Origin of the sequence: Agromyces sp. PvR057 (assembly GCF_040547485.1) — a bacterium.
Classification (GTDB): domain Bacteria; phylum Actinomycetota; class Actinomycetes; order Actinomycetales; family Microbacteriaceae; genus Agromyces.
This window is the reverse complement of record NZ_JBEPPT010000005.1, coordinates 160,833-175,826: the sequence shown is the minus strand read 5'-3', so window position 1 is coordinate 175,826 and position 14,994 is coordinate 160,833. Positions and strand designations below refer to the sequence as shown.

14 protein-coding genes are annotated in these 14,994 nt (G+C 71.2%); 4 read left to right on the top strand and 10 right to left on the bottom strand.

All coding sequences use genetic code 11. From position 1 onward, the window contains the following. Positions 1-11: 11 nt before the first annotated feature. The 3 genes from ABIC29_RS16855 to ABIC29_RS16845 all read right to left on the bottom strand — a co-directional run bounded on the left by ABIC29_RS16855 (position 12) and on the right by ABIC29_RS16845 (position 2,922). Entirely contained in the window at positions 12-632 is a 621-nt protein-coding gene (locus ABIC29_RS16855) for a uracil-DNA glycosylase family protein (protein WP_354247268.1), read from the bottom strand. Positions 633-816: 184 nt separating this feature from the next. Beyond that, on the bottom strand, positions 817-1,086 hold the full coding sequence (gene rpsO, locus ABIC29_RS16850) for a 30S ribosomal protein S15 (protein WP_022893496.1): 270 nt from the start codon (positions 1,084-1,086) through the stop codon (positions 817-819). 1,422 nt (positions 1,087-2,508) lie between these two features. Next, entirely contained in the window at positions 2,509-2,922 is a 414-nt protein-coding gene (locus ABIC29_RS16845) for a hypothetical protein (protein ID WP_354247265.1), read from the bottom strand. A gap of 571 nt (positions 2,923-3,493) precedes the next feature. On the opposite strand from ABIC29_RS16845, the gene ABIC29_RS16840 reads away from it, so the two are divergent. Continuing rightward, positions 3,494-4,558, top strand: a complete 1,065-nt coding sequence (locus ABIC29_RS16840; RefSeq protein ID WP_354247262.1) for a DUF4190 domain-containing protein — start codon at positions 3,494-3,496, stop codon at positions 4,556-4,558. A gap of 63 nt (positions 4,559-4,621) precedes the next feature. On the opposite strand, the gene ABIC29_RS16835 is transcribed toward ABIC29_RS16840, so the two are convergent. The 3 genes from ABIC29_RS16835 to ABIC29_RS16825 form a co-directional block, all read right to left on the bottom strand. Beyond that, positions 4,622-5,710, bottom strand: a complete 1,089-nt coding sequence (locus tag ABIC29_RS16835) for a CPBP family intramembrane glutamic endopeptidase (RefSeq protein ID WP_354247259.1) — start codon at positions 5,708-5,710, stop codon at positions 4,622-4,624. Positions 5,711-5,796: 86 nt separating this feature from the next. Continuing rightward, the gene (locus ABIC29_RS16830; RefSeq protein WP_158551811.1) at positions 5,797-6,651 is read right to left on the bottom strand and encodes a CPBP family intramembrane glutamic endopeptidase; all 855 of its coding nucleotides are present in this window, start codon (positions 6,649-6,651) and stop codon (positions 5,797-5,799) included. A gap of 10 nt (positions 6,652-6,661) precedes the next feature. Continuing rightward, positions 6,662-7,564, bottom strand: a complete 903-nt coding sequence (locus ABIC29_RS16825; RefSeq protein WP_354247256.1) for a Cof-type HAD-IIB family hydrolase — start codon at positions 7,562-7,564, stop codon at positions 6,662-6,664. An 82-nt stretch (positions 7,565-7,646) separates the two neighbouring features. Between ABIC29_RS16825 and ABIC29_RS16820 the strand changes: the two genes are divergently transcribed. Both ABIC29_RS16820 and ABIC29_RS16815 read left to right on the top strand, forming a co-directional pair. Next, a complete protein-coding gene (locus ABIC29_RS16820) occupies positions 7,647-8,708 on the top strand; it encodes a M4 family metallopeptidase (RefSeq protein ID WP_354247254.1) in 1,062 nt (353 codons plus the stop codon). Between the two features lie 10 nt (positions 8,709-8,718). Continuing rightward, positions 8,719-9,087, top strand: coding sequence for a protealysin inhibitor emfourin (locus tag ABIC29_RS16815; protein ID WP_354247251.1), 369 nt, complete (start codon positions 8,719-8,721; stop codon positions 9,085-9,087). Here the strand turns inward: ABIC29_RS16815 and ABIC29_RS16810 are convergent. The 4 genes from ABIC29_RS16810 to ABIC29_RS16795 all read right to left on the bottom strand — a co-directional run bounded on the left by ABIC29_RS16810 (position 8,990) and on the right by ABIC29_RS16795 (position 13,247). After that, positions 8,990-9,700 carry a lysoplasmalogenase gene (locus ABIC29_RS16810; RefSeq protein WP_354247248.1) on the bottom strand — a complete coding sequence of 237 codons (711 nt, stop codon included), beginning with the start codon at positions 9,698-9,700 and terminating at the stop codon, positions 8,990-8,992. The genes ABIC29_RS16815 and ABIC29_RS16810 overlap by 98 nt on opposite strands. A 187-nt stretch (positions 9,701-9,887) precedes the next feature. Continuing rightward, entirely contained in the window at positions 9,888-10,259 is a 372-nt protein-coding gene (locus ABIC29_RS16805) for an FKBP-type peptidyl-prolyl cis-trans isomerase (RefSeq protein ID WP_116082884.1), read from the bottom strand. Positions 10,260-10,599: 340 nt separating this feature from the next. After that, a complete protein-coding gene (locus tag ABIC29_RS16800; protein ID WP_354247246.1) occupies positions 10,600-11,799 on the bottom strand; it encodes a PrsW family intramembrane metalloprotease in 1,200 nt (399 codons plus the stop codon). Then, positions 11,796-13,247 (bottom strand): FAD-binding oxidoreductase, encoded by a 1,452-nt coding sequence (locus ABIC29_RS16795; protein WP_116084688.1) that lies wholly within the window; start codon positions 13,245-13,247, stop codon positions 11,796-11,798. Before ABIC29_RS16795 ends, ABIC29_RS16800 begins: the two co-directional genes overlap by 4 nt. Before the next feature lie 76 nt (positions 13,248-13,323). Here ABIC29_RS16795 and ABIC29_RS16790 point away from each other — a divergent pair, with 76 nt between their 5' ends. After that, the gene (locus ABIC29_RS16790; RefSeq protein ID WP_354247243.1) at positions 13,324-14,970 is read left to right on the top strand and encodes a DNA-3-methyladenine glycosylase 2 family protein; all 1,647 of its coding nucleotides are present in this window, start codon (positions 13,324-13,326) and stop codon (positions 14,968-14,970) included. The last annotated feature ends 24 nt before the right edge of the window (positions 14,971-14,994 follow it).

The following is a 14,994-nucleotide window of genomic DNA, read 5'->3' as shown; positions in this document are numbered from 1 at the left end:
CTCCCCCGCATTCAGGGGCGTCGCAGCGCATCGGCGACGCGACGCCGCAGTTCGGGCACCAGCTCCTCCTCGAACCAGGGGTTGCGTTGATGCCACCCGACGTTGAGCGGCGACGGGTGCACGATCGGAACCGTGTCGGGGCCGTACTCGCGCCAGGCTCGAACCGTCTCGGTGAGCGTCGGTGCGCGGCGATCACCGAGGTGGAACCGCTGCGCATGCGCACCCACGAGGATCGTGAGCCGGGGTCTCATGAGCGAGAGGATGCGCGGATGCCACGTCTCGGCGACGCCCCGCCGAGGCGGGAGGTCGCCCGACTTCCCCTTGCCCGGATAGTAGAAGTCCATCGGGACGATCGCGAAGCCGAACGTGTCGTCGAACTCCTCCCTCGTGACGCCCAGCCACCGCAGCAGGCGGACACCGCTCGCGTCGTTGAAGGGGATGCCGCTCTCCTGCGCACGGCGCCCGGGCGCCTGGCTGACGATGAGGACCCTCGACGAGGGCGAACCGAAGATCAACGGCCGCCAGCCCATCGCGGTGAACGCGGCATTCGCCGGGTCCGCGGCGATCGCCTCGCGCAGCTCCGCGAAGGGGTCGGATGCATCGCCGCGTCCGCGGCCCGGGGAGTCGTCCACGGGAACATCATGCCCCGTGGCATCCGGGCGCGGGCTCGCTCGCCGCCGCGGCCGGCCCGCGGCATCCGTCATCGTCGCCCGGGAATGACGAAAGCCCCCGGCCACTGGGTGGCGGGGGGCTTTCGCAAGAAGCTCGCGGTATCAACGAGAGCCGCAGCGCCGCACGGATGCGGCATGGTGCTGCTTAGCGGCGCAGGCCGAGACGCTCGATGAGCTTGCGGTAGCGGTTGATCTCGACATCGGCGAGGTAGCCGAGGAGACGACGGCGCTGACCGACGAGGAGGAGCAGGCCACGACGCGAGTGGTGGTCGTGCTTGTGCTCCTTCAGGTGCTCGGTGAGGTCCTTGATTCGCTTCGTGAGGAGCGCGATCTGGACCTCGGGGGATCCAGTGTCACCGGGGTGGGTCGCGTACTCTTCGATGATCGCCTTCTTGACGTCTGCTTCGAGTGCCATAGATGGGATCCCCTTTCTCTTCGTTGCGCGCTGCCCGGGGCAGAATGCCTGGGCTCTCTTGATGCGCGGCCGTTTCACGGCAACCTGAAGAGTCTACCAGAGCGGATGCCTCGCGGCCGCCGGTGCTGCCGTGCAGGCTCCCGCGGTACATGTCCTCTTCCCACTCGACCTGTCATCGATGTTTCCAAATGGGCAGATGATCGGAATTCGATCTGTGTTGCAGTAGGCGTACCCGTGCGGGCGGCTTCATAGGGCAGGGTAAACGGGCACCTCGCCCGCCGAGCGCATCACGTTCGCCCAGGCGATCGGCTCACGCCCGCTGCCCGACCGGCTTGCGGGCGAGCCGCGCTGGGTCCTGGAGAACTTTGTTGTACCCCACCCCTGGACTTCCGTCGACTCTCCTAGCCAGGAAATCCACCGGCGACGATTAGGGGCACCGCGAAAAGCTGTTAGCGTCAGCGCGACGCTGTTGCTGAGGGAGGTCGGGCTGAGGTGCTGCTCCATTTTCGCGGGATTTCGCATATCGATGTCCCGGACCTGTTCCTGCTCGCAAGCGGGGCTGGGATCGCCACAGCGGTTATCGCTTGCGTCACCCAGCTCTTCATCGGGACCCCCAACCCGCTGCTTGCGCTGGGCTTCCTTCCGTATGCGCTGTTGATCGCACTGCCCATCTGCGTGATCGCGAGCATCCTCGCACTCAGTGCAGGACTGGGGTCGCGAGCGCTCACTGCACGGCTCGCTCGTTCGGGACGCGCGGGAGGAGCCATCACCGGCGGGCTTGGCGTGGCGGCGACGGGCGTGGCGGTCGCCCTCGTCGTGGCCGGCCCCCTGGGCGGGTTCGGTCCTGCATTCTGGACAGGAATAGCGGCATCCTCAATCGGAGGAGTTGCATGGGTCGCCTGGGCCCTCCGCTGCTCGCACGTGGAATAGCTCCGCCCCAACCCTGTCAGCTTTCGTTAGGCATCGCGGTAAGGGATCCTCCTGCGGTCCAAATCGAGAGTCAGCTCGCGCAAGCCGCTGAGTACGTGAGAACTCGGGCAGGAACTGGGCCGGACATGAACCACTGAACGCGCTACGGTCCATTGATATGCGAAGGATTACTTGGTCCCTGTACGGACTCGCGACGGTGCTGAGCGTGTTTCTAGTTCTCATGAACGCCGCAGTGGGTGCGTTGGACAAGAGCTATCTGATAATCGGGCTCCTTCTCATCGGATCAGGACTCACCGCTGTGTTTCACGTGGCTGACACCATCAGGGGTTCGGTGGTAACGCGGATGTCTGACCAGCGGGTCGACGCCGACCGCTGACTCGCACCAAAGACTCCGAAGGTCTCGGCACCGGCTGAGGAAAGTGCGGTCAAAAAGGGATCCTTGAGCGACAGCGGAATTGGGGATCTCCCGAGATGAACTGCTGAGGCGATTCCCTACTGCAGCGTGGGCTCGTCGGCGACTTCCGGCACACTGAGCGCGCGTATCGCCAATCCGTCGAACCGGCGGAGCATCGACCACTCGAGCTCCGCGGTGTCCGTTCGAACGGTGACGATGACGGTGTCGCCACCGCCGACGATCTCCCCGAGGGTCGCATGCCTACGCGATCCCGCAACTATCGCGGAGATGGGAACGTCAACTCCGTCGAGGCTGAGGCGGCCCGGGCGGATGCGCCACTCGCCGGCAAGCCACTCCCTGCTCAGGCCAGCCTGCCGCCCGGAGAGGACCCGGAGACCGCACAAAAACAGTCGCCGCTTGGCAGCGTTCGCTCGACTGCGACCGATGAATCCGTCTGCGATCCAGCCGCCCAAAAGTGCAGCGGCCAGCTGACCGAACAAGTCCCCGATCACCGGATCACCCCGACCACGTCAATACTGTGTTCACGATGGGCAGCGTAGACGATCCCCGAAGTGTTCGGCCCAGACGGGTGTCGATCAGGGATCCGCTTGCGGGCCGCGGCGGGCTACTCGCCTATGCCGGCGCCAGGTGTAGGAATATGCCATCTCCCGTCGGTTCAGCCCGCTCCACCCCGGACAAATGCCGAGGATTCGACTCCCAGGGTGCCATCTCCGCACGGAACCTACCTGCCGAGCGGGCCGCCGGTGCCGCCGACGCCGCTCGACCGGGGCACCGCGTACGATACGTTTCAGCATCCGCCGCGCACCGTGACCTCGCGCACGGGCACCGCGACATCCGCCATCACATTCGCACCGGGCCATGCGCCGCGCCCGGGAGGGGAGCACCGACGTGCCAGAGTCGCCGACCGATCCCGACCGCGGTCAGGCTTCACCGCCGGACGTCCCGCCCATCCCGACGCCGGAAGAGCTCGGCATGGTCGAACCCGAGACGGCTCCGGCGCCGCCGGTGGCGCCGGCACCTGCACCTGCACCTGAGTCTGAACGGGCTGCCTCGCCGTATGGAGTGCCGCTCGCCCCGCCGCCCGCGAGCGCCCCCGTCTCTCCCTCGCCGTACACGGCACGGTCGTCGTACGGTGCACCGTCATACGGCGCACCGTCATACGGCGCACCGTCATACGGCGCACCGGCGGGAGGCTCGCCCTACGGGCCCGCGCCCACTGCCCCGACACCCGGAGCAGCCCAAGTCCCCTCACAGGCGCCGACGCCCGCGCCGTACGGGCGGGCTCCCTCCCCCGCGCCCTACCCCGCACTGGACTCCGGAGCGATCGGGCCGCGCAACGCCCTCGGGCTGGCCGCGCTCATCGTCGGCCTCGTCTCGCTCGTGCTGGCGGCGATCCCGTTCGCGGCGTTCGTCGCGTGGTTGCCCGCGCTCGGCGCCGTCGGCCTCGGCATCGCCGCCCTCGTCTCGAAGCGCTCGACCCGCAAGGGCCAGGGCATCGCCGGACTCGTGCTCGGCGTCGTGGCGTTCTTGCTGGCCCTCATCATGAGCATCGTCTCGGCGATCTGGTGGGCCACCGCCTCGATCGAGGCAGCGGTCGAGGGCGCCGGCTTCGACGCCTCCGGGGAGCCGTACGACGAGGGCACCGCGCAGGATGTGCAGGTCGTGCCCGGCACGACCGAGGGGCACCGTGCCGACCCGTTCCCGATCGGCGAGACCGTCGAGGTGACGAACCTCGGCGAGCCGTACCTCTCCATCACCATCGACGATCCGAACCTGGACGCCGACGCGATCGTCGCGGCCGAGAACGAGTTCAACGAGACCGCACCGGAGGGCTCCTCGTACGTGCTGGTTCCGGTGACGGTCGCCTACCACGATGACGCGAGCAGCCCCGGCACCACCGCATCCCCGTGGAGCGACGTCGTCGTGTCGTTCGAGACGGCCGACGGACTGCTGATCGACGAGGACTTCTCGGTCATTCCCCAGCCGTTCTTCGACCTCCCCGACCTGCAGCCGGGCGAGACGGGAACGGGCAACATGGCGTTCGTCGTACCCGATGCCGCCGTCGACGACGGAACCTGGCTCGTCAACGTCGGCTGGCAGGCCGAGTTCCACTACGCCGCGAAGTAGGTCCACGACGATCCGTCGCCCGTCCCTGGCGACGGCGACGGCGCCCCTCGACCGGCGGGAATCTCACGAAGGCCTCTCGACCGGCCGCACCCGCGACTCCGCAAGAGTGAGGCCCGGCTCTGGCTGCTTCCACAGCTGCCGGGTGATGACGAGCACGAGGATCGCCACGACCAGCAGGATCCAGCCCGGCCATCCGAGCACGCTCCCCCAGATGCCGGCGCCGTCGGCGAGCGAGTCGGCATCCGCGAAGATCAGGAACTGGCTCGTGGCCGTGTTGATCGCGCCGTGCGCGATGACGGCCGGCCAGACCGAGGCCGAGCGCAGCCGCATCCAGCCGATCACTGCGCCCGTGAGCACGCAGAAGGCGACCATGGCGAGCAGGCCGAGCAGGTCGGTGCGCTGGTAGTTGTAGCCGAGCAGGATCAGCGGCGCATGCCAGAGGCCCCAGATCACGCCGGAGGCGAGCAGCGCCCACACCGTGCCGAGCGGCCGAAGGGCCGGCAGCAGCCAGCCGCGCCATCCGATCTCCTCGCCGAACGCGGCGACGCTGTTGATCGCGGTGAGGAACGGCAACGACACGAGCGTCATCACCACGACGACGGATGCGTCGATGGGCACCGCTTCGGCACCGGCGGCCTCGTTCAGTCCGTCGATCACGGCCTGCACCCCGCTGAGTCCGACGAGGTCGACGCGGATGATGCCCATCGCGTGCCCGAGCAGCATCGCGAGGAACGGCAGCGCCGTGAAGCACACGAACGCGAGCGCGATGAACAGCCAGGTGCGACCGGAAGGGCGGATCGGCGAGAGGCCGAGCGAGCGCGGGATGCTCGCCGGCCGCCGCACCCACAGCACGACCACGAGCGTCGCGAGGGCCGGGGTGAACATCATGGCGAGCGCGAGCAGTCCGAAGAGCGGATGCGCGAGTCCGTCGCCCGTGGTCCAGAGCGGCAGCGCGACGAGCCACGCCCCGACGAACGCGATGACCACGAACACGCCGACGGCGAGCCACGGCACCCTCGTCGGCACGATCGGAGCGGCTGCGGCGTTCTTCGCGCGCTGGCGGTCGGCGGCGGCGAGCCTGTGCGACGCCGGCGACAGGTCAGGCGCGGGCGGGGGCGCGGCGTTCACGTGGGCTGCGGCAGGAACGGTCATGTCTCCATGACAGCGGCTCGCGGCATCCGTTCGCATCCATCGCGGGGCGGAGATGCCCCCGCCTTGCGACGGAGACACCGACCCGGTTACGGCGCGAGCAGGAAGATCGGCGGCCAGCCCGTGTGCGCGTAGACGATGACCGCGAACACGACGGCATCGAAGAGCATGTGCACCGTGAACACGTAGCCGAGTGACTTCGTGAGCTTGAACGTGTAGCCCTGGATGAGCGCGAACGGGATGGTGAGCAGCGGCCCCCACGACTGGTAGCCGAGCTCCCACAGGAACGACACGAACACGATCGACTGCAGCAGGTTCGCCTGCCACGACGGGAAATGCCGGCGCAGCAGCACGAACACCGTGCAGATGAAGAACAGCTCGTCCCAGGTGCCGACGGCGATGACGCCGACGAGCAGGCGCGCGATCTCGTCGGGCTCGGTCACGGTCGGCCAGTTCTGGTACACGCCGGAGGTGATGAAGTAGAACGGCAGGATCAGCCAGCCGGCGAGCGTCACGAAGATGAGGTAGAGCCACTGCGTGCGGTTCCAGCGCCGCCCGGTGCGCCAGGGGAAGCGGATCGTGCGCTCGCGGTAGAGGAACCTCGAGATGAGGAACGGCACGAGCACCGCGAGGCCCAGCACGACGGCGAAGCGCACCATGCCGGCGTCGCTCAGGTCGGCCTTCATCGACGCCGTCGAGATGATGACCTGCCCGACGGCGATGAGCGCGAGGTCGGCGAGCAGGCGCTCGGTGCGGCCCGAGCGGTCGCACAGCCACGCCACCACGAGCCCGGCGGCGAGCATCGCGTAGCCTGCGATCGGCAGCAGGAAGCCGAACAGCAGGACCGCCGCGCCGCACACGAGCAGGGCGGGCAGCAGGGCGATCGGATGCGTCCGCAGCGCGGCGACGTCGGCGGTGTCGGCTGCGACGTTCGCGCGCGGCATCCGTCGGCCCCTACTCGTCGTCGGCGAGCGTGCCGCGGCGCACGGCCTCGACCCATCGCGTGAGGAAGACCGCGCCGGCCTCGTCGTGGATCAGCTCGCCCGCCGTCAGCACCGGGTAGCCGGTCGCGGGAACGCCGTCGGCCGGCCGCACGTCGACGTGTCGCACGGACTCGCCGCGTTCGTGCAGCCAGTCGGCCATCGCGTAGTCGCCGCGCGAGTCGCCCATGGTGCGCCAATGCAGTGGTCGGATGCCGCGCTCCTCGAGCAGTGCGACGGCGCGCTCGGCGCCGAGGTCCTTGCCGAGGCGCACCGACTCGATGTCGGTCGAGATGATCGTGGGGTCGATGCGCCACTGCACGCGCCCCGCGGCATCCGGTCGCTCGTGACCTTCGCGCACCGTGCCGAACCCGCGTGCGGCGAGGGCGTCGTGCGCGTGGTCGTCGAAGCCCGGCTGCGCGGCGAGATAGGCATCGGATGCCACGTGCACATGCTGCTCGACCGACACCATGGCCCGCTTCGTCTCGTCGAAGAACCCGAACTCGTCGAAGTGGGCGCCGACGTACTCGCGCATCGCGTCGGAGAACTCGGTCGGCATCGCGAGCTCGAGGTCGACGAAGACCTCGCCGAGTCCGTGCTCGTCGATCGCGGCCCAGACGGCGCCCTTCTCGCAGATCGCCCAGATCGGCGCGCCGGGCTCGATGCCCGCCGCGAGCATCGGCGGCACGACCTGCTCGCGGATGAAGGCGTCGGAGCGACCGGTGTTGAAGATCACGGGGATGCCGGCGTTCGCGAGCGCGGCGAGGTCGCGGGCGATCGACGGGATCGCGATCGAACGGGTCACGGGGCTGGCGATCGGCCCGTCGACGTCGAGCAGGAGTCCGAGCAGCGGGGTCGCGGGCGGGGTCGAGGTCACCCGTCCAGCCTATGCGGCCGTCACGCCCGGCGCTCCGCGCGCCGTTCACCGGGATGTCGCAGGCAGGTGCGAGCATCGACGCATGCCGACGATCGTTCCGCCCTACCTGCTCGACCGCATCGCCGAAGCCGCGGGTCCGCGGTTCCCGCTCGCCGCCGAGGCCGCACGCAGAGCGCTCCTGCGCGAGCCGCCGGCGCGGCTCGGCTACGACACGCCTCCCGCTGCGGGGCTCGGGCTGCCGAGCGCACTGCCCGATGCGCCGTCCGACCCCGACCGCCGCATCTCCGACGCGCAGGGCACCGAGCGGCTGCCCGGTCGGCTCGTACGCCGCGAGGGCGAGCGCGCCACAGGCGATGAGGCCGTCGACGACGCGTACGACGGCCTCGGAGACACGCATCGCATGTTCGACCGCGTCCTCGGGCGCGACTCGATCGACGGCCTCGGCATGCCCCTCGAGGCGACCGTGCACTTCGGCGAGGCCTACGACAACGCCTTCTGGGACGGCGAGCGCATGGTGTTCGGCGACGGCGACGGCGAGATCTTCCGCGGCTTCACCGACTCGCTCAGCGTCATCGGGCACGAGCTCGCCCACGGCGTCACCGAGCACACCGCGAAGCTGCGCTACCAGGGGCAGTCGGGCGCGCTGAACGAGCACGTCTCCGACGCCTTCGGCGCCCTCGTCGAGCAGTACGCCCTCGGCCAGGACGCCGAGGCCGCGACCTGGCTCATCGGCGAGGGCATCTTCACCGCCGAGGTGCAGGGGCGTGCGCTCCGCTCGATGCTCGAGCCGGGCACCGCCTACGACGACGACGTGCTCGGCCGCGACCCGCAGCCCGCGCACATGCGCGACTACATCGAGACGGCTGAAGACAACGGGGGCGTGCACCTGAACTCGGGCATCCCCAATCGCGCCTTCGCCCTGGCCGCACGGCAACTCGGCGGGTTCGCCTGGGAGCACGTGGGCCGCATCTGGTACGACACGCTCACCTCCGGCCGCCTCGGCGAAGACGCGACGTTCGCGCAGTTCGCCGACGAGACCGTGCGGCAGGCGGGCCTCCGCTTCGGCGAGCGGTCCCGCGAGGTCGAGGCCGTGCGCGAGGGCTGGCAGCAGGTGGGGGTGCTGGGCGAGACCGCACAGGGGTAGCCTTCGTCGCATGGACGTCTTCGTGGCCCGCAGCGGCGGCCTTGCCGGCATCCGTCTCACGTGGCACGTGCGCGTCGACGATCAGCCCGACGCCGACGACTGGTTCGTGCTCATCGAGGAGATCCCGTGGGACGACGTGCCCGCCGCCCCGCCCGAGCCCGACCGGTTCACGTGGGACATCCGGTGCGAGCCGGCCGACGCGGCGAGCCCCGGCCGGCCGGAGCCCTCGAAGCAGGACCCCGCGCAGCATCCCACCGAGGTCACCCTCGCCGAGCGTCAGCTCACGGGGCCGTGGCGGGAACTCGTCGACCGGGTGCGCCAGACGACGGAGCCGCAGCGCGAAGCGCCGCGAGCACCCCGAGCACCCCGAGCGAGATGAGCAGCTGCGCCGCGAGGTAGGTGGACATGACCGTGAGGTCGTGCAGCGCGAACTCGTACCCGGGCAGGAACCTGCCGAGGCCGAGCACCGAGTCCGACACCACGAAGAGCGCGCCGCCGAGCGCCATGATCGGTCCGCGGCTCGCGGCGAAGGTCGCCATGAGCCCGAGCACGAGCCCGTAGAGCGCCACGGGCACGAGCAGCACGCCCGTGTGCGGGCCGAGCAGCGCGACGAAGCCGACGAACCAGGCCGCGTAGACGAGCGTCCACAGCGGCGGCCGGGGGCGGCTGCGCGGGGTCCGGTCGCCCGGGGTCAGGTCGCCCGGCATCCGCAGGAACACCGTGATGTAGGCGACGTGGGCGAGCAGGAATGCACCGAGCCCGACGACGAACATGCCCGGGAACGAGAGCGCCACGTCGCCGGCCCACGAGAGCCCGATCGCGAGCAGCAGCGGCCACGGCGTCGCGAACGCCGATCGACGTGCCGCGAGTACGACCCCCAGCGCGAGCAGCGGCATGAGCAGTGCCTTCGTCGTGGTCACCGACCAGTCGGGCCCGGTCTCGAGGAGCACGAGGTGAACGGCGCACAGCACGAGGTAGGGGGTGAACGTCATCGGCACCCGCCGATCGTAGCCGAGCGGATGTCACGAGCCGACCGTTCGGTTCGAGAGCGACACACGTCGGGTCCTCCGTGGGGTCGCGACCCGCGTGTTCGCACAAACGGTGCCCGCAGACACGACGAAGGCCGCCGGCACTGCGCCGACGGCCCTCGTTCGTCCAGGTGATGCGGTGTCGCCCGGCTCAGCTCACGCCGAGCAGGTCGATCACGAAGATCAGGGTCTGGCCCGAGAGGCGGTGTCCGCCGCCGGCGGGGCCGTAGGCCTTGTGCGGGGGCACGATGAGCTTGCGGCGGCCGCCGACCTTCATGCCGGGGATGCCCTCCTGCCAGCCGGCGATGAGCGCCTGCAGGGGGAAGTTGATCGACTGGCTGCGGCTCCAGGAGGAGTCGAACTCGTCGCCGGTGTCGTACTCGACTCCGAGGTAGTGCACGTCGACCGTGGAGCCGGGGGTCGCCTCGGCGCCGTCGCCGACGACGATGTCCTCGATGACGAGGTCTGCGGGGGCCGGGCCCTCGGGCGCGTCGATCTCGGGCTTGCTGTTCGTGTCAGTCATGGTTCCATCCAATCGGAGGCCACGGGTCCGGACAAGCGTCCACCCCCCTCTTGCGCTGACTGCGAACATGTCGCACTCTGGATTCCTGAGAACTCGTCGCCCCGCAGCGTCGTCGGCAATGCCACACCGCAGGGCGGCGAGTTTCTCTATGTCCGGCCCCGTGCGCCCGCACCTTCGCCGCAGTTCCCTCGCAGGTTCGTCGCCCGCTCCCCCGCACGTTCGTCGCATGTTCGTCGCACGCTCGTCGCACGCTCGTCGCACGTTTTCAGGACCACAGCGCTCACAGCCGCATACTGCAGCCATGACCGCTGTGGTCCTGAAAGGTGACTCGCTTGGGACGTCAGTGTCCGGGGCCCGAGATCGCACGCCGATCGGCCGCGACGAGGTCGAGCAGCTCGCGCTCGTCGGCGAGGCGTCTGGCGTCGGCCCGGCCGGAGACGATCGCCTGCCGCGTGAACGCCAGCCGCGTGGCATCCGCGATGAAGGCCCTGACCTGCACCGTGCGCGGCGGAACCTGCGATCGGGCCCAGGCCAGCGCGGCGTTGCGCCCCGCGGGCGAGGCGAGGCCTTCGACCTCGTCGGGGTTGAACCACCCGGCCGCCGCGTATTCCAGCAGGCGGTCGCGCGTGATGCGCCGCTCCTGACGGCGCAGCAGCACGGTGACCACGATCGCCGCGACGAAGATCGGCACCTGCACGAGCAGGTAGAGCGCGACGGCGTCGGAGGCGAACGTGAGCGAGCCGTTCCAGAGCGCGTGCAGCGCGATCGCGCAGGCCAGGCCCCCGAGGAACCAGAGCACGATGCCGGGGCCGCGCGTGCGCCGCGCGCCGAGCCCGATCGCGAGGCCGGTGCACGCGGTGAACAGCACATGCGCGAACGGCGAGAACAGGCCCCGCACGACGAAGGTCGCCCCGAGCGCCGCCCCGCCGCCCTCGATGAGCGCGGAGCCGAAATAGAGGATGTTCTCGGTGAACGCGAACCCGGCCGCGACGGTCGCGGCGTAGACGAGCCCGTCGACGGGCCCGTCGAAGTGACTGCGCGAGAACGTGAAGAGCAGCAGCACGCCGAGGCCCTTCGCGAGTTCCTCGACGAGGGGCGCCTGTACGACGGCCTGCATCGCCTCGTCGGGCCCGGTGGACAGCGCGAACGCCATCGCCAGCTGCACGCCCGTGTCGACCAGGAGGGCGAGGGCGACCGAGACGGCGGCGCCCCAGAGGAATGCGAACCACAGGGCCCATCGCGGCTCGGGCTCCCAGCGGTCGATCCAGCGCACGGCGAGCAGCACGATCGTGAGCGGCACGAGTGCGAGCAGGCTCCCGATGGCCAGCGCGGAGCCGCCGAGCGCGAGCGCGAAGTAGGCGACCACGAGCAGGCCGACGAGCACGGCGACGCCGATGCCGATCGGCGCGAACAGCCCGGCACCGCGGCGCCGAGGCGCGGTGACCGGCGCCGGAGGAGGAGGCGGCATGAATGCGTGCGGCGATGGCCCCGGGTTCACCACTGGCCCCGATCGGTACGGATCGGGCACGGGCTGGGTCATCGGTGCTCCTCAGTGGTCGCGCGCGCGGGACTCATGCGCGGAGTGTTCGGCCCCGCCGGCTCGAACATCACGCCGGGATTCAGGATGCCGGTCGGGTCGAACAGCGCCTTGATGCCGCGCTGCAGGTCGTACTGGTCGTCGCCGAGTTCGTCGGCGAGCCACCGCCGCTTGAGCACGCCGACGCCGTGCTCGCCCGTGAGCGTGCCGCCGAGCGCGACCGCCTCGCGGAACATCGCGTCGGCCGCGGCCCACACGTGGTCGGGCACCTCGCCGGGGTCGCCCTCGAAGACGAAGTTCGGGTGCAGGTTGCCGTCGCCCGCGTGCGCGAGGGTCGGGATCTCGAGGCCGTGCTCGGCGCCGATGCGCTCGATCGCGCGGAACATCTCGGGCAGGCGCGAGCGCGGCACCGCGACGTCCTCGATGAGCACCTGCCCGCGCGAGGCGAGCGCGCCGTGCCACGCACGACGGATCGCGACGAGGCGCTCGCCCGACGCGGCATCCGTCGACCGGCTCACGCGACCGCCCGACTCGGCGAAGGTCGCGGCGATCGAATCGGCCTCGGCGACCGCGCCGGCCTGGTCGGTCTGGGCGAGCAGGAACGCCTCGCCGGGGGCGAGGGTCGCGAGCGGGGTGCCGGCGAGGGCGTCGGCACCGAGGTGGGCGGCCACGCGCGCGATGCCCGCGGCATCCATCAGCTCGAGCATCGCGGGCCGCACGCGCGAGGCGGTGACCGCTGCGGATGCCGCGGCCGCCGTCTCGACGTCGGGGAACGCCGCGGCGATCGTGACGACCTCGCCGGTCGGCAGCGGCCGCAGGCGCACGGTGGCCTCGACGATGACGCCGAGCGTGCCCTCCGACCCGGTGAGGAGCGCCGTGAGGTCGTAGCCCGTGACGCCCTTGACCGTGCGATGGCCGGTGCGCAGCAGCCTCCCGTCGGCGAGCACCACGGCGAGCGCGAGCACCGACTCGCGCGTGACGCCGTACTTCGCGCAGAGCAGGCCGCCGGCGTTCGTGGCGATGTTGCCGCCGATCGACGAGATGGCCCGGCTCGCCGGGTCGGGCGCGTACCAGAGCCCGAGCGGCGCGACGGCGTCGGCGAGGTCGCCGTTCAGCACGCCCGCCTCGACGACCGCGAGTTCGTCGGCCTCGGAGATCTCGAGGATGCGGTTCAGCCCCGACAGGTCGACCACGATGCAGCCGTCGCTCGCGATCGCGCCGCCCGCGAGCCCGGTGCCGGCGCCGCGCACCACGACGGGCGTCGCACTCGCATGCGCGATGCGCATGACGACCTGCACGTCGTCGACGGATGCCGCGTGCACGACCGCGAGCGGACGGCTCGCGCCGCGCCAGCCCGACCGGTCTTCGCGCACGGCCTCGAGATCGACGGGCGCCGTCGAGACGCGGGCGCCGAGGGCGGCGGTGAGCGTGGGGAGCACGTCGAGCGACATGCGGCCCAGCATATTGGCACCCGCTGATGTCCGATTCCCGCCGATCGATGTCGGTCGGGCGTGCGAGGGTGGAGGCATGCCCGGCTCCACCACCGCACCCCACGTCCTCAGCGATGCCGCCGTCGCCGACCCCGTGTTCACCGAGCGCTACCGCGCCATGCAGGCGCGCGACGCCCGCTTCGACGGGCAGTTCATCACGGGCGTGCACTCCACGGGCATCTACTGCCGGCCGAGCTGTCCCGCGGTGGCGCCGAAGCCGTCGAACGTGACCTTCTACCTCACCGCGGCCGCGGCGCACGAGGCCGGGCTCCGCGCGTGCAAGCGCTGCCTGCCCGACGCCGTGCCCGGCTCCCCCGAGTGGAACCTGCGCGACGACCTGGCGGCCCGCGCCATGCGTCTCATCGCCGACGGCGTCGTCGAGCGCGAGGGCGTTCCGGGGCTCGCGGCACGCCTCGGCTACACGCCCCGCCACCTCACGCGCGTGCTCACCGCCGAGCTGGGCGCCGGACCGCTCGCGCTCGCACGCGCGCACCGGGCGCAGACCGCGCGGGCGCTGCTCACGTCGACCTCCCTGCCGGTGGCCGATGTCGCGTTCGCGTCCGGGTTCGGCAGCATCCGCCAGTTCAACGACACCATCCGCGAGGTCTACGAGCGCAGCCCGCTCGAGGTGCGGGCGGCGGCGCGCGTGCACGAGCGGGTCGGCGATCGCACCCGCAGGCCGGCCGACTTCAGCATGGCGGCCGCGACCGGCGTGGTCGTCGAGGCCGGCGCCGATCCGGCCCCCGGCACGGCGGCGGGCGCCGGTACCACGGCGGGTGCCGGCCCCGATCCCGCCGCCGGCGTCGTGCGTCTTCGGCTGCCGGCGCGCCCGCCCTTCGACGCGGCCGGCGTGTTCGGGTGGCTCGCGGCGCGCACGGTCACGGGCGTCGAGACCTCCACCGTGTCGTCGGCCGACGGATCCCCGCGGTTCCGCCGCACGTTGCGGCTGCCCGGCGGGCCCGCGCTCGTGGCCTTCGCTCCCGGCGGCGACGCGGCCGCGCCCAGCATCGAGATCGAGGCCCGGCTCGCCGGCCTCTCCGACCTGCCGCCCCTCGTGGCGAGGGTCCGACGTCTGTTCGACCTCGACGCCGACGCGATCGCGATCGACGCGGCCCTCGCCGTCGAGCCCGCGTTCACCGCCTCCGTCGCGGCCGTGCCCGGCATCCGCGTTCCCGGATGCCTCGACCCCCACGAGCTCGTGTTCCGCGCGCTCATCGGGCAGCAGATCTCCGTCGCGGCAGCGCGCACCGCGCTCGGCCGGCTCGCCGCCGACCTCGGCGAGCACGTCGCGGGCGACGACGAGCTGAGCGTGCTGTTCCCGACTGCGGCGGCCATCGCCGAGCACGGCGCCGACGTGCTGCGCGGGCCGGCCGCCCGCATCCGCACCATCGTCGACGTCGCGGCCCGCCTCGCCTCGGGCGAGCTCGTCGTCTCGTCCGATCGCGAGCGGCACGACCTCGAGGCGCGACTGCTCGAGATCCCCGGCATCGGCCCGTGGACCGCCGGCTACGTCGCCATGCGCGTCACGGGCGCCCCCGACGTGCTGCTCACGGGCGACCTCGCGCTCCGCAATGGCGCCGCGAGCCTCGGACTCCCCCGCGATCCGCGCGAACTCGCCGCACACGGGGCGAGCTGGGCCCCCTGGCGCAGCTACGCGTCGATGCACCTCTGGCGTGCCGCCTGAAAGATCGGATGTCTGCCTCGTTCG